This is a genomic window from Desulfitobacterium sp. (assembly GCF_035539115.1).
Lineage (GTDB): Bacteria > Bacillota > Desulfitobacteriia > Desulfitobacteriales > Desulfitobacteriaceae > Desulfitobacterium_A.
Genome location: NZ_DATLJA010000107.1, coordinates 1 through 15,105, shown reverse-complemented (window position 1 = coordinate 15,105; position 15,105 = coordinate 1). Strand labels below are relative to the sequence as shown.

The 15,105-nt window shown below is 40.6% G+C and carries 13 protein-coding genes, 1 tRNA gene, 1 other RNA gene and 2 riboswitches; all 15 genes read right to left on the bottom strand.

The genetic code is table 11. The features are described 5' to 3' along the window. Positions 1-67 precede the first annotated feature (67 nt). The 15 genes from nifJ to VM640_RS16495 all read right to left on the bottom strand — a co-directional run bounded on the left by nifJ (position 68) and on the right by VM640_RS16495 (position 15,000). A complete protein-coding gene (gene nifJ / locus VM640_RS16565) occupies positions 68-3,598 on the bottom strand; it encodes a pyruvate:ferredoxin (flavodoxin) oxidoreductase (protein WP_325394223.1) in 3,531 nt (1,176 codons plus the stop codon). Positions 3,599-3,891: 293 nt separating this feature from the next. Then, positions 3,892-4,146, bottom strand: a complete 255-nt coding sequence (locus VM640_RS16560; RefSeq protein ID WP_325394221.1) for a pro-sigmaK processing inhibitor BofA family protein — start codon at positions 4,144-4,146, stop codon at positions 3,892-3,894. A gap of 109 nt (positions 4,147-4,255) precedes the next feature. Beyond that, positions 4,256-4,852: a recombination mediator RecR gene (recR, locus tag VM640_RS16555; RefSeq protein WP_325394219.1), complete on the bottom strand. Its 597-nt coding sequence runs from the start codon at positions 4,850-4,852 to the stop codon at positions 4,256-4,258. Positions 4,853-4,873: 21 nt separating this feature from the next. After that, entirely contained in the window at positions 4,874-5,221 is a 348-nt protein-coding gene (locus VM640_RS16550; RefSeq protein ID WP_325394217.1) for a YbaB/EbfC family nucleoid-associated protein, read from the bottom strand. Between the two features lie 73 nt (positions 5,222-5,294). Beyond that, positions 5,295-6,983 carry a DNA polymerase III subunit gamma/tau gene (dnaX, locus tag VM640_RS16545; protein ID WP_325394215.1) on the bottom strand — a complete coding sequence of 563 codons (1,689 nt, stop codon included), beginning with the start codon at positions 6,981-6,983 and terminating at the stop codon, positions 5,295-5,297. 98 nt (positions 6,984-7,081) lie between these two features. Then, positions 7,082-7,346, bottom strand: an RNA gene (ffs, locus tag VM640_RS16540) — signal recognition particle sRNA large type. A 74-nt stretch (positions 7,347-7,420) separates the two neighbouring features. Then, positions 7,421-7,513: transfer RNA gene (locus VM640_RS16535), tRNA-Ser, on the bottom strand. A 113-nt stretch (positions 7,514-7,626) separates the two neighbouring features. Next, positions 7,627-7,797 (bottom strand): aspartyl-phosphate phosphatase Spo0E family protein, encoded by a 171-nt coding sequence (locus VM640_RS16530; RefSeq protein ID WP_325394213.1) that lies wholly within the window; start codon positions 7,795-7,797, stop codon positions 7,627-7,629. A 365-nt stretch (positions 7,798-8,162) separates the two neighbouring features. Continuing rightward, the gene (locus tag VM640_RS16525) at positions 8,163-9,359 is read right to left on the bottom strand and encodes a DUF5050 domain-containing protein (RefSeq protein ID WP_325394273.1); all 1,197 of its coding nucleotides are present in this window, start codon (positions 9,357-9,359) and stop codon (positions 8,163-8,165) included. Between the two features lie 34 nt (positions 9,360-9,393). Continuing rightward, positions 9,394-10,140, bottom strand: a complete 747-nt coding sequence (locus VM640_RS16520) for a cell wall-binding repeat-containing protein (protein WP_325394211.1) — start codon at positions 10,138-10,140, stop codon at positions 9,394-9,396. Between the two features lie 98 nt (positions 10,141-10,238). After that, a riboswitch (cyclic di-GMP riboswitch) is annotated at positions 10,239-10,327 on the bottom strand. Further along, positions 10,327-10,470, bottom strand: coding sequence for a hypothetical protein (locus VM640_RS16515; protein WP_325394209.1), 144 nt, complete (start codon positions 10,468-10,470; stop codon positions 10,327-10,329). (Overlaps the previous riboswitch by 1 nt.) Before the next feature lie 407 nt (positions 10,471-10,877). Next, positions 10,878-10,964, bottom strand: a riboswitch (cyclic di-GMP riboswitch). Positions 10,965-11,133: 169 nt separating this feature from the next. After that, the gene (locus VM640_RS16510; RefSeq protein WP_325394208.1) at positions 11,134-11,928 is read right to left on the bottom strand and encodes a tryptophanase; all 795 of its coding nucleotides are present in this window, start codon (positions 11,926-11,928) and stop codon (positions 11,134-11,136) included. 248 nt (positions 11,929-12,176) lie between these two features. Next, positions 12,177-12,677: a hypothetical protein gene (locus VM640_RS16505; protein WP_325394206.1), complete on the bottom strand. Its 501-nt coding sequence runs from the start codon at positions 12,675-12,677 to the stop codon at positions 12,177-12,179. An 18-nt stretch (positions 12,678-12,695) separates the two neighbouring features. Then, on the bottom strand, positions 12,696-13,427 hold the full coding sequence (locus VM640_RS16500; RefSeq protein ID WP_325394204.1) for a UvrD-helicase domain-containing protein: 732 nt from the start codon (positions 13,425-13,427) through the stop codon (positions 12,696-12,698). A gap of 346 nt (positions 13,428-13,773) precedes the next feature. Then, positions 13,774-15,000, bottom strand: a complete 1,227-nt coding sequence (locus VM640_RS16495) for an ATP-dependent nuclease (RefSeq protein WP_325394202.1) — start codon at positions 14,998-15,000, stop codon at positions 13,774-13,776. Positions 15,001-15,105 lie beyond the last annotated feature (105 nt).

Sequence of the window (15,105 nt, the reverse complement as noted above, 5' to 3'; positions counted from 1 at the left end):
CAAAAAAAGAGTGGGTCTACACCCACTCTCCGGAAATTTTAAAATTATTTGATCCTATTAAGTTTTTTTAGTCCCACTTTTGATCAGCAAGACGTTTATAAGAGTCATAACGCACTTTAGCATACTTCTCAGCACTGGAGAAAAGTTCCTCAGCAGTGTCTGGGAAAGTTTTCAACAAAGAGGTGTAACGGACTTCACCCATAAGGAAATCACGGAAAGGTTTAGTCGGTTCCTTGGAATCGATTGTAAACGGATTTTTACCTTGATCTTCAAGATCTGGGTTAAAGCGATAGAGGTGCCAATATCCAGTCTCTACGGCTTTCTTGGACTCATCAAGGCTCTTCGCCATACCCGCTTTAATACCGTGGTTAATACATGGTGCATAAGCAATAATAAGTGAAGGTCCCTTATAAGCTTCTGCTTCTTTGATAGCTTTAATTGCTTGAGCCATGTTAGCACCCAAAGCAATCTGAGCGACATAAACATAGCCATAACTCATAGCCATCATACCTAGGTCCTTTTTACGAATCTTCTTACCAGCAGCAGCGAACTTAGCTACAGCAGCAACGGGTGTTGCTTTAGATGATTGTCCGCCGGTATTGGAATAAACTTCAGTATCCATAACAAGAACATTCACATCATCACCTGAAGCGAGGACATGGTCTAGGCCGCCGTAACCGATATCATAAGCCCATCCGTCTCCACCGACGATCCATTGTGATTTTTTAACGAGATGATCTTTTCTCGCGATAATCTCTTTGAGAAGATCATTATCCCCTTGGTAATTGTCAAGAAGGGCAAGAATTTTTGCGGTTGCAGCTTTAGAAGCATCCGCATCATTCATTCCAGTAACCCAATCTTGGAAGGCTTCTTTGAGTTCAGCGCTAATTTCAGTTCCCAGGGCTTCCTTCATAAGATCAGCTAACTTTTCACGTTGTTGACGAACACCGAGGTACATACCATAACCAAACTCCGCGTTATCTTCGAACAAGGAGTTTGCCCAAGACGGACCTTTACCTTCTTTATTGGTGGTATAAGGTACGGAAGGAGAACTCCCCCCCCAAATGGAGCTACAACCTGTTGCATTAGCAATCATCATGCGATCACCAAATAGTTGGGTAAGAAGCTTAACATTAGCTGTTTCACCACAACCTGGGCAAGCGCCATTGAATTCAAGAAGAGGCTGTGCAAATTGGCTATTTTTTACTGTAAACAAGTCAAAACGTTTGCTCTTATCGGAAAGGGTAAGTGCAAATTCCCAGTTATCCGCTTGCTCTGCAATTTGCTCTGGTGAAAGCTTCATGACAAGTGCTTTTTCCTTAGATGGGCAGATTTCAGCACAGTTTCCACAACCGGTGCAATCGAGTGTATCCACTTGCATACGGAATTGGAGACCTTCGGCTTCTTTGCCAATTGCCTTCTTACCCACAAAGGTTTGGGGAGCCTTCGTTGCTTCTTCTTCATTCATTAAGAACGGACGAATGGCAGCATGAGGGCAAACATAGGAACATTGGTTACATTGGATACATTGATCCATCTTCCATTCTGGAACCATAACAGCAATCCCACGTTTCTCGTAAGCAGCAGTGCCTGAAGGAAGGGTACCATCTTCACGTCCAATAAAAGCACTAACAGGAAGGCTTTCTCCTTCGAGAGTATTCATCGGGATCATAATGTTTTTAATGAAATCCGGTAATTCCTTTGTTGCTGCAGCTTCAGCCTTCGCATCAGTCGCTTGAGCCCAAGAAGCAGGGACTTCAATTTTAACGAGGGAAGAAACACCACGGTCAATTGCAGCATTATTCATGTCAACAATATTTTGACCTTTTTTACCATAGGATTTGACTACGGATTCTTTGAGGTAGCCAATCGCTACATCCACAGGGATCACGTTAGCAAGTTTAAAGAAGGCGGCCTGCATGATCATGTTAATACGGGAACCCAGTCCAATCTCACGACCGATCGAAACAGCATCAATAATATAGAAGCTAATATTATTTTTCGCAATATATTGCTTTAAGGAAGCAGGAATTCTTTCTTCCATTTCTTCCGGTTTCCATTGCGTGTTGAGAACGAAGGTTCCGTTCTTCTTCAATCCTTTAACTAAGTCATATTGGCCGACATAGGCTTGGTTATGACAAGCAATGTAGTCCGCACCAATAACATAGTAGGGGGATTTAATTTTTTTCTTACCAAAACGAATGTGGGAGATTGTGGTACCCCCAGATTTTTTGCTGTCATATTGGAAATAAGCTTGAGCATTCATATCGGTGTGGTCACCAATAATTTTAATAGCTTGCTTATTGGCACCGACTGTACCATCAGATCCTAAGCCCCAGAACTTACAAGCAATCGTGCCTTCCGGAGCAGTATCAATGAATTCATCTTCCGGCAAGGATTTGTGGGTTACGTCATCAATAATTCCGATTGTAAAGCTGTTTTTAGGTTCAGCGGCGCTAAGGTTTTTATAGACAGCTAATACTTGTGAAGGAGTAGTGTCTTTAGAACCTAAGCCATAGCGTCCGCCGACAATGACGGGTTTCAGATCACTCGTGTAGAAGGCGTCCTTAATATCGAGATAGAGTGGCTCACCTGAGGAACCTGGCTCTTTCGTACGATCAAGTACAGCAATCTTTTTCACCGTCTTAGGCATCACGTTAAATAGATATTTTGCGGAGAATGGACGAAAGAGGTGAACTTTTACAACTCCGACCTTTTCTCCTTTTGTCCTCAAATAATCAATGGTCTCCTCAATGGTATCGCAGATGGAGCCCATTGCTATGATAACGCGGTCAGCATCTTCAGCGCCATAATATTGGAAAGGATGATACTCGCGGCCCGTGATTTTCTTATATTCTTGCATATAATGCTCAACAATATCAGGAACCGCATCATAGAAGCGGTTTGCAGCCTCTGCAGTTTGGAAATAAACATCACCGTTTTCAGCGGAACCACGAAGTACAGGATGTTCGGGATTCAATCCACGATCACGGAAAGCTTGGACAGCGTCACGATCTAAAAGTTTAGCTACATCTTCATAGTCTGTAACTTCAATTTTCTGGATTTCATGGGAAGTGCGGAAACCATCAAAGAAATGAAGGAACGGTACGCGAGACTTAATCGCAGCTAAGTGAGCGATATAGCCTAAGTCCAAGGCTTCTTGTACACTATGCGAGGAAAGTTCAGCAAAACCAGTGCTCCGAACAGACATGACGTCTTGGTGATCCCCGAAAATAGAAAGCGCATGCGTTGCTAAAGCACGGGCACTCACGTGAAATACGCCTGGAAGTAATTCACCAGCAATTTTATACATGTTTGGAATCATCAGAAGCAACCCTTGAGAAGCAGTATATGTTGTTGTTAACGCACCTGCTTGAAGGGAACCATGAACCGCGCCAGCTGCGCCTGCCTCAGATTGCATCTCGACAACCTTAACAGGTTGACCGAAAATATTTTTCTTTTGATGAGCGGCCCATTCGTCCACAAATTCGGCCATCGTCGAAGATGGAGTAATGGGGAAGATGGTTGCGACTTCAGTAAACGCATACGATGCATGAGCTGCCGCTTCGTTACCATCCATGGTTTTCATTTTTGCCATTGAATACATCCTCCTTAATTATGTAAATAAATCAATTATAGGGTTCCTTAGAGAGCTGACTCTCCTTCTCTATCCCTAAATCCAGGAGTATAGCATTACCTTTAGTTTAAATTTTCTCAAAGGTAAAAGAGCACCATTCAGGTTTAGAAAAATGATAGAATATTCATAAAAGAACCCTAAAAAACAGATTAGGGCACTATTCTGGTTAATTTCCTGAATAGTCCCCCTGATGTTTAGTATCAGTATACTCTTCATATATTTCATTCGTCAAGAGCTGTGAAAATTTAAACATTTCAAATTCCCAACGCCTGGAGCCCGGCAAGAGCTAAAACACCGGGGAAACCTAATACACCTACGATGAGTACGGTGAATAAATTGATAGGAATTCCAAACCCTAAGACACTCAAAATGAGATCCAAAAGCCATAATCCGACAATTCCACCGAGGATATGAATCGACAATTTAAGAAATAGATTCGGCTTTCCTAAGCTCGAACGAATAACCAGTCCCATTAAAACAATGAAGAGACCTAAAAATAGAAAAGTCATAATCTGTCCTCCTTTGTCCATCCTAGTCCAAGCCTATGCTTGAACTTAACAAAGAAGAACTGACCCTGACTTTTCATGCTAATTTTCCATATAGATTTTCTTGTTGACCTTAAATTTGACGGCGGCCTTCCAAAGCATGCGCAATCGTGACCTCGTCCGCATATTCCAGATCTCCGCCTACCGGTAGGCCGTGGGCAAGCCGGGTTACTTTAATTCCCATGGGTTTTAGGAGCTTTGATAAATAGATTGACGTTGCCTCTCCTTCAACCGTTGGATTTAGTGCCATCACGACTTCCTGAACACCATCAAGTCGTTTGAGAAGCTGGGAAACTGTTAACTGTTCAGGTCCAATTCCTTCTAACGGAGAAATAACCCCATGTAAAACATGATATTTTCCTCTAAATTCCCTCGTCTTTTCAAGAGCTACAACATCTCGTGGTTGCTCGACAATGCAAAGAAAAGAGGAGTCTCTTTTTTCGCTGGTGCAAATTGGGCAGGGGTCTTGATCTGTGTAGTTACAACAATTCGAGCACTCTTTGATATTTTTCAGAGCATTGCAGATCGCATCTGTGAGCGATTCGGCTATTTGCGGTTGCTGCAAAAGATAAAAGGCCAGACGCCCAGCCGTTTTTGGCCCAATACCTGGGAGTCTGGAAAGTCCTGAAATAAGATCAGCTAAAGGTTGTGGGTAGTTTAAAAAATCCATCTTCTTAGCTCACGTCTTCGATTAGAACAGCCCGGGGAGTTTTAATCCACCGGTCAACTTACCCATCTCCGCGGAAGTCATTTCTTCGACTTTACGGAAACCTTCATTGACAGCCGCTTTAATCATATCTTCGAGCATTTCCACATCCTCCGGATCCACAGCCTCCGGTTTAATCTTTAACTCAACAAGTTCCATTTTACCACTGACCACAACCTGCACTGCTCCTCCCCCTACAGAGGCTTCTACGGTTTTTAGTTTCAATTCCTCTTGGGTCTTCGCCATTTCTTCTTGTAGTTTCTGAGCTTGTTTTAACATGTTATTCATATTTCCCATGTTTCCCATATTCCCCATGCCGCCTTTATAACCCATACTATTCACGCTCCTTATTAATAATCAACGTTACTGCATTCAAGATGATTGTACTTAAAAAGTTTATCCTTGTCTAATCCTGCTTAACAAATACAAGATCTGCACCAAAGATATCCTCTGCTTTTTTAACAACAGGATTACTTTCCTCTTGATTCATTTCCGGTTTGAGCTTTTCCCATTCGCTCTCCATCATATTCTGTAAACTTATGGTAACTCCGAAGATTTCCTGTAGTACTTTTTCAATGGTCTCCCGGTTCTCGGCTTGGTCGACCTTATCCCGGTGAAACGATAGTCCTTCCTTAAAAACAATGACCAGTTTTTCTTCTTTTAAATCTATTGGCTTTCCTTCCATTAAGAAAGCATGTGTTGACTTTTTATATTTGCGAACCTGATCCAGAACGTCTGGCCACTTACTCTGCATGAGTTCAAGGGATAGGCCTTTATTCCCGCTCTTCGAAGTCTGAGCTTTTGGAATCACACTTGATTCGGCTTTTTGTTTTTGTTCAGAGGAATTCCGGCTTTCCGCTGTCCGCTCTAGTCCTTCTGGCGCTCTTGTGACTCCGCCTTGCTGCTGGTGGGCACTTTGAACAACCTGAATGGGTTGTCCCGATGCTAGTTTACGAACTTCCTGCTCAAGTAGGGTTAGGCGTTTCTCCAACTCTTCGGAACCCAAGGAAATTTCCTCGCAGGTATCATAAATCATCTGGACCAGTAACATTTCTGCAGCCAGTCGGGCATTAGAGGCGTATTTTAGCTGACTCTCTCCTTGTAAGAGAATACTAATCCATTGCAGAATAAGTTTCATACCTGCTTTATCGCTTTGAATCGCAATCTTCTCTTTAAGTTGTGGAGCAATATTAGGGACTTGACGCGTTGAAACGTAAAGTAAAGCTTGGCGTAAATACTCCATAAGTTCTCTTAAAATCTGCCGTGGATCACGTCCTTGATTAATTCCATCGGTCAATAAACGTAAGGCTTGTGAATAATCACGGGTTAGGAGAATATCGAAAAGCCGGGAACTATACTCTTCCCCCACCATCCCTAAAACCTGATAGACCTGTTCTACTCCAATACTTCCATCAAGAAGTATACACTGATCAAGAATACTCAAGGCATCCCTCAAACCACCTTCAGATTTCTGCGCAATAATCGACAGAGCCTCCGAAGTAACCGACCGTTTAATGGCTTGGCAAACCTCTTGCAACCGCGCCTCAATTTGCTCAAGAGAGATTCGGTGAAATTCGAAACGTTGTACCCTAGATAATATCGTTAGGGGAATTTTTTGAACTTCTGTCGTCGCCAGAATGAATACGACCCGTTCGGGCGGTTCTTCTAGCGTCTTAAGTAGCGCATTGAACGCTTCCGTCGTCAGCATATGAACTTCATCAATAATGTAGACTTTATATTTTCCTTCACTTGCGCTGAGACGAACGTTTTCTCGGAGTTCGCGAATTTCGTCAATTCCACGATTCGAGGCAGCATCGATTTCGAGAACTTCCATCGCATTCCCCTGATCAATGCTTAAACAAGAAGAACACTGATTACAAGGCTCAACTCCATCTCGGTCCTCACAATTTAAAGCTTTTGCCAATATCTTGGCTGCCGTTGTTTTTCCAGTTCCGCGAGGTCCACTAAACAAATAAGCATGCGCGATTTTCTCATGTTTTAAGGCATTGGTGAGGGTCTTCGTAACGTGTTCCTGACCCACTACTTCTCTGAAATTTTTTGGGCGCCACTCACGGTAAAGCGCTAAATAGGCCATTGTCCCACCTTCACTTTCCGCCGAGACAAAGTCAGTTGATTTTTAATCTTCCCGTATATACCAAAAAAGATGGTTCCAAGACCACCTTAAATTATAAGCCGTGCACCTTTGTCCGAACAAACACTTCCGGACGAATCCAGGCTTCCTTGCTCAATTCAGGCAACCTTACGGCACACAAAGCGTGCTTCTTAGTGCTGCTTCCGTCAGGATCTGACACGATTCGAAGTGCTCTGTTGCGTAAGACCCAAACTTCATCACAAGTTAGACCTGGCCGCTCCACAAGCGTTGCCCTCGCGCAGGAATTCCACCCCGCTATAGCGGATTGCGGGTTACAGGATTCCGCCACCACCCCGTCTAGCACGACCAAAGTTATTATAACAAAAGAAAAAGCCAAAGTCGAATACGAAAGCAATCAAACTTGGCTCTAGTTAACCTTATGGCGGAGAGAGAGGGATTCGAACCCTCGACACAAGTTGCCTCATGTACTCGCTTTCCAGGCGAGCGCCTTCGACCAGCTCAGCCACCTCTCCGAGTTCGCCATTTAAAAATTTATTGAATTTCAAGTGACGTTTGCTATTATAATCTATCGTTAAAAGCCTGTCAACCAAATTTCGTCAAAGATTTCTATTTACTAAGAAGTGGTTCACCAAAAACTTAATTGATGATAAGAAATTATTTTTTGATATTCATTTAATACTTGATCCAGTTGTTGGCTAACTGCGACAACTTCATCATCGACAAGATCATGGGTTGTCCCCAATTTGTTTAGCCTTTTTCGCAGCGCCTCAATTCTCCGCAAAAGCTTTTTTTCCATCTTTATTCCCTCCGAAATATCTTTATAAGATAAATTTTAAAGACTTCGAACAAAAATAACAATGAAATTTAATCCAGAAATAGGTAATCTTCTGTCGGATTATGGCAATTTGAGTTAAATGTATTTATTCCATTTCATGGGACATCTCCGTTAACCGGCTTTTTACCTAGACAACTTGATTTTCATCGGTTAGAACATAGATAAAGTCATTCCGAACCCAAGACCACCGAAACTTCGGTGATCACTTTCGTGCTTTCCCTTAGAACTTCTTTACATGTTACTTGTTTTTTAACAGCCTATCCATCTCTCTCCATCGAGAGAGATGACTTTGATCCATGCGCGATCCGCTTCGTCTTTAAATAAAACTAGTCGACGATTTTGTCCTCGCTCCCGTCTATCTTTGTCTTGTAGAGCTGAGAATTGCTGGGTGGGTTCTTCACATAATAAACCCAATCCCCAATTACGTTCACATAAGAAGTGATACTGCTATTGAGTTTTGTCTTATTCGTTCCATCTGTCTTTATTTTATATAGGGAGTTAGCGTCTGAGCTATTGGCATAATATATCCAGTCATTCTCTATACTGAAGCTACGTGAATGATCATTTGTTACTTTAGTCATTCCTGTTCCGTCTGTATTGATCTTAGAAACGGCAAACCTATCTGTATCTGAATAATTCGAGTAATAAATTGTATTCCAATTAACAATCATATTGTAAGCCTGGGCGAGATCGCTAACTTTGCTGTTATCCAACCCGTCAGTGGTCATCCGATAGATTTTTACCTTATCATTATAATTGATGTAATAAATCGTATTGTTAACTACATTAATATCCGAAGATGTATCGGAGTTAAGTTTAATTTTATTCGTTCCGTCCGTTTTCATTTTATAAATTGTAAAATTATTGGACCCATTTATAAAGTAAATCCAGTCCCCAGAGACAATAAATTGTTCGGAATTGTCATCACTGAGTTTAGTTCGGCTTGTACCATCTGTTTTTATCTTATATATCTTGTCTTCTTTATAATTTTTATAGTAAACCCAGTCCCCGCTAACGTTAAGAAAAAGCGGAACATCAGCCGTCAGTTTCATTTTTCCGGTCCCATCTTTCTTGATCTTGTATAGAGACCCTTCATAATAAAGATCGGTATAGTAAATCCATTCCCCTTGTGTAACAGCCAAACCCTCATTGACAATATTCCCGGCCAGGTTACCTACCGAATTAACAGCATCGCTCCCTGTCGTAGGATCGCCGGGATTATTCAGAATCTGCTGAGCTTGTTTTACGACATCATTGCTTACCGCCCCTGTACCTCCCAGTACCACTAATTCCGGATATATAACTGCCGGGATCGTCACTTGTTGATTATTAATTTTTTCGACACTATCCCTCTTATCATAATAAGAAATTTGGTTTAAAGCCCAAGCCGTTTCCGGCTGTAAGCTATTCGGTGTTGTAAAGATCACAGGACATTCGTCAGATGTTCCAGCCAATAGAGCTCCTGCCAATGCATCAGGATAGGCTTCCCCCGTAGTTAAGAAAACCTTGGGTTTGTTGACCAGAAATTTACTCGTAAAAATTGCATTTGTATCATATCTATTTTAAACCTGAGAAACCTACTGCTTTCGGGTACGATACTGCGATCGTCTTTTGAATCTCTCCTACGGACATAACACCAGTTAGAAAATCAGAAAAACTTTTTTGCTCTGGAGAAAGTCCTGATGGAGAAACCAGCAAGATTGGAATATTTAATGAAACCGCAGAGGATGCAATGGTGAGTGCATCATAAAAGTTTGAATCGCTCACTAGAAATGCGGTTTGAGCCGGATTTAATAACTCTTTGGCAATCAAAAGGGAGGTTTCGTTTCGATCTTTCCCACCAATTTGATGAATATTACCTACATTAAAACCCATGCTCTGTAGATAATTTGTAAAAGACTCGGGAATGACACCCTTACCCCCGAGAATAAAAACTTGGCCTTCTGAATTTACATGTGTACGGATATAATCCCATGTCGTTGTGCTTTCCTCCGGAGTACGATCAACGAGCAAAATAGACCCTCCATACAGTTGCGCCAAAGGTGCTCCTGCTATTGCGTCGGGATAGTCATTACCCGAAGCGAGTACCACAGCTTTAAACTTTTGTCCCTTACTAAAGTCAATCCCGTTTTCAAGTGCCACTTCATCAGCAATCTTAGTCGCCGTTTGATAGCGATCTTGCCCATAAAGACGTTTAACTTGGACCGATGTCGAGCTACTGGTAACCGAGGTATTGGCTTGTGTTAATGTTGGAATATTAAGCATTAACACAAGCACTGTGAGAATTCCGATAAGCTTTTTCATTTTCTCTCTCCTTTTCTGGATAGACCCCCATGCCGCTGCGCGGTACCATAAGATGATAAAAAGGTTAGGTCGTGCAGCTTTCCTATTAAAATTGAATTGTAAGTAACCTGGCAACCATAGCCGTTATAGCCTTAGACCCATAGCTTTACGCCCTGCTGTCTTTTAAACAGGTTTGACTACATATTTTTACCACCATGGGTAATGAAAGCTGAACGGTTCAACTAGAGTTCCATCCACATACTTAATTCCTGCACTGCCATCGTAACCAATAATCATTGCTTCCGAAAAACCTATACCCGTAATCGTAATATAACTTCCATCACACGTCACTTGGGTAACAATTCCGAGTATCCGGGAGTACGACCCCCCAAGCGATATACACCGCAGGGGTTATAACGATTACCGGTATTGGTTTTACCCGTGATGCGACGGTAAGCTATAGTGGAATAAGTATTCTGGATTTTAATGATAAACCCATTCCTGCGTTTAGTTTTCAACCGTTCGCCGATCTGATTAATCAAGCCCCACCGATTGTGGCTGACCTTGGTTATATAAATGGTTATAATATAGTCGCTATCTCATCATTTACAATGCCTGAACCGGTTAGACCTTTTGGTTTATTCTTGCTTTCATCACAAAACCATCCCCTCTTATGAATATAAATTTTTTAAAAGCAAATGGTCTTTCTCCTATGTAATTAGGAGAAAGACCATTATCATAAACATACTCTATTCCGTCTCAGCAACCTAGCAGTCATAGCATGTTATAGCCTTAGACCCATAGCTTTGCGTCTCCACCTTTCAGTAAATTTGCCTTTTTACACAAATTTTAAATTGCTTTATTATAATTTCAATTTGTTTAAGAATAACATAGTATCCACGCAAATTATGTCGCAATAAGAAGTTTTTATGTTACTTTTCAAACTTTTTTTAACTTGTTGTGTAAATGGCATTTAAAAAAGGAGCTTCGCAACGCGAAACCCCTTTTTTCCTTTTATAAACTATCTCCGAAATCCTGTCTAAATCTCTTCATTAAGTCATTTCGCCAATCCGAAACTGTTCCTAATTTTCCAAGGAAAAAGCGTAAAATCTTAGGTTCATCAACAAATTTCAATCCACCGATAAGTTTACGGTTCTCATAAAGCCAGACAATCCGATCGATAGCGTATTTAACTTGAGAAAGCGTAAAGACTCGTCGTGGCATAGCTAAACGCAATAGCTCCATATTTGAGAGTGGTTCGATTCCATTTTCATCCCTTTCCTCGGACATCGTTCCTCTTTCCATACCACGAACTCCACTGACGATATAGAGAGCAACTGCTAACGCACCTGCAGGATACTCCTGCTGAGGAATATGACTCACAAACTCCATCGCATTAAGATGGCAGCCAAGACCTCCTGACGGTGTAACGACCGGTACGCCCTTTTTCTGAAGCTCCTCAGTCATATACGCAATAAACTGGGGTCCCTGATTAATCATATCTTCATCCATCGTTTCCTCAAGACCCACAGTCATGGCCTCCATCTCACGGACGGACATCCCACCATAGGTCAGAAAACCTTCATAAAGCGGGATAAATATCCGCATCTTGTCAAATAGTTTTTCATTGCTCGTACAGATCGCGCCTCCACGGGCACATCCTAATTTTCGAGCGGAAAAATAAATAATATCAGCGTTATCAGAAATGGCACGCATAATTTCGCGGATGCTCATATTCTTGCATTGTTCTTCACGGGTTTTAATAAAGTAAAGATTATCGGCTAAGAGACTGGCATCTAAAACAAGCATGATCCCAAAACGTATGTAGTGGCGGAGGAGGTGGGATTCGAACCCACGGACGGTTACCCGTCAAACGATTTCGAGGAATGTTATTCCCATATTTTTACTTATAAAAGCCCGTTCCTTCTTATAACATAATGGCTCAAAGTGGCTTATAATAGGCATTTCCTCAATTCATGCTCTTGAGTGTTATATCTCTTTATCAAGTGGTTTTGCAAGGTGGGGCACCATTTGGGCACCACGGGCACCACAACTTTTTATTGGTCAAAGATTTCAAAAGCTACTAATTTGGCTGTCCGAATGTCTTTGATTTTTCGGCTTTGATAGTGCCAAATGAATTCTCCGTTATAAGCAATGCCAAATTCTGTTTGGTTAAATTTGCTACGCATTATTGTAATATACTTTCCCTTATACTTTAAGACAAGATATCCATTAGCCCGTGATTGCCAGTCACGCTTTAAGAAATTCATTTTACGGTAATGCCTATTCTTCATAGCGTTTTCTCGTTCGCGAGGAGTAGAATAGTCATTTTCCATTTTTTCAGCACAAATACAACCAACTCTAAGTTGGCCATCATACGCTGGATGCTCCATGATGTGGACATAACGGATACCTTCTTGGTTACACATTTGACATTGCTCATATAATTCAGACTTGCGAGTTTCAAAGTCCATGTCGTCCGCATCTTCGCCCAAGTCAATCATACCTACGCAAGTCCAACCTTTATGTGGAATGCCTTTATTATCCCATAAAGACATAAAGCTCCTCCTTCTTTTTCAATCTGTCTGCGGACATTCCCATTTTAATATAGACGGTAATGACGGAGTACTGGTTGCCAAGAAAGCTACACTGTGCCTTGCCCGAGTGATCGCGACATAGAATTTTTCAATGCTGCTCTCCACTTCAGCTATTCTGCCATTGCAAAGGTACTTCTCTATTGGTTTTGTTGGAATGATTACTACTCGGTTATAGGTTTGTCCTTTTACTGCCCCAAAATTATTAACGGGCAAGCCATTAGCTTTTGAAGCAGCCCTTTTATCATAAATAAGTATCTGTGGTTTATATAATGCGTAGTATGCTGTCAAGTCACAAGGGCTTACAAGAAAGATGCCGTCATGGTTACTAATATTAAGATTTAATGATTTTGAGTTAGGAAGTGCCGGAAATAATGCGTCGGCAAAATCACAAATCTGTTGAATACACCGATGTGATTGATTGAGTATTGTTAATTCGCCATATCCTTTAGCTTCTAAATGCTGAAACCACTTGTAAATATCATTGGAGAACTTCTTATTTTTTGTAGACTTAGTAGTACTATATGTTTTCTGACGAACATCGCCAACCATGATGACTTTTATTTTTGAGTGCAATAATAATTCAATAAAATCAAAATCGTAACCAGAAATATCCTGTGCTTCATCAAGAATAAACACATCAAAAAGCTGTTCAAGACGCTTGATAACTAACCCATCAGAAGCCATATTACAATGATAAGCGAAATCAGACATTTTATCACTGAAAATATGGGTATCATTCGATAAATAATAGTGTCTTGTATCTGTTCTACTCTTAAATTTAGCTGATATATACGGAATGAAGTGAAGATTTTCAATCTTTTATCAGAGTATAAAAAATTTTGATATGGACGTACACACTCTGTTAAAAGGAAGGAAAACCAACTCATTATTGATACATTTTCAGGTTGTACACCATAAAGTTTACAGATAGTCTTATGGAGGTGAGAGGTGTTTTCATGCGTAGTTGTCAACAGTATTTTTTGGAGAGGATGCTTAATCGCATAATCAGCAACCATCGTTGTTTTCCCCGCCCCAGCAGAAGCTAAGAAAAAAATCGTTATCGTATGGCATCGAGAATGTACTTTGGCATAACAATGTTCTCGAAAATTTGCAAAGCACAATCAGCTTTATTCTTTAGCATGTATTCCGACATTTCTTCCTTAGTAGTAAAACTTTTTTGGAAAAGAGTATTAAGTACCGCCAAATTATTTACTTTAACTATTTGTGGCTCCAATGTCGGATATGCTATATCATCATCAATACAAAGGCAAATGTTTGTGGATTTGTCAAATGCCTTATACCGAGCTTTAGTAGCTTCATAATCGCCATCGTTGTCTGTTATAACAGAAATTTGTTTATTGAGTTTCTCTGCTATTTCCATAAATCGCTTAAATGCAAGACCACCAACAGTAATAATATCGATCCCATCATCTAAGGGAAGTCTTTTATGGAGTTGGTGATATGCTTTTTGTACAATCAATTCGTCAGATCGGCCTTCCACTAATACAGAGCGATTAGCAATAATCATTCTTAACGTATCATAACCAGGCAGCTTTTGGAAATACTGTTTCGTACTATCACTGATACCACTCATAGTTGCTATTGCGTAACCGCTCATAAATATAACTTTATCTATTCCAATCTTATTCATCATAAAAGTGCTGTGAGTGGTGATAATCAATTGCTTTTCTGAACAAGCCTTTACTAAACTGTATACGAGCTTGTTTAGATTAGTATATGACAAATTTGTCTCGGGTTCCTCAATCATAACAATTTGTGATTTTTCCATTTTAGTCTGCAATGCAAGTTTTGTTTTGATTGCCCCTTGTTCACCTTTGCCTATATATCTAAAAGGTACATCATCAATGTAAAGTGTAAGATTTGAATCCCAATTACTACGGGCAGAGATATCAATGGAAACGGATATTTCTCTGTCAGTAATCTCTGCTTTGTTTTCGGATAAACGCTCATTAATCTTTTGCATACTTTCTTGACTGGAAAATATTTCCTTTTGCTTTCGATATAACAATGATAATAAGGCACTTTCAGATTTTTCTAAAGTATCCTCAATTATTTTTGATATATATTTGTCAGAGCCGCCCTGTAGTTTTTGCTCGGAGCGGTCAAGCAACATAACCTTTGAAGGCAATTGCGAAAACTTGAATGTATTATGTGCAAAAGAAAACCAATTCCAAGTATAATATTCGACTGGAACAGTCCGAACGTCCGTAGGAATTTTTATATATTCTTTGATTCTGGTGCAGAAACCCTCTGATTTTTTCATCAAAAAGCAGGAATCTACCTCAATTGTGTTGAATTATATAGTATAGTGGAGATAACCATAGATATCTCAATATAATTTATCTATACTGTAGTTTGAGGTGATTTT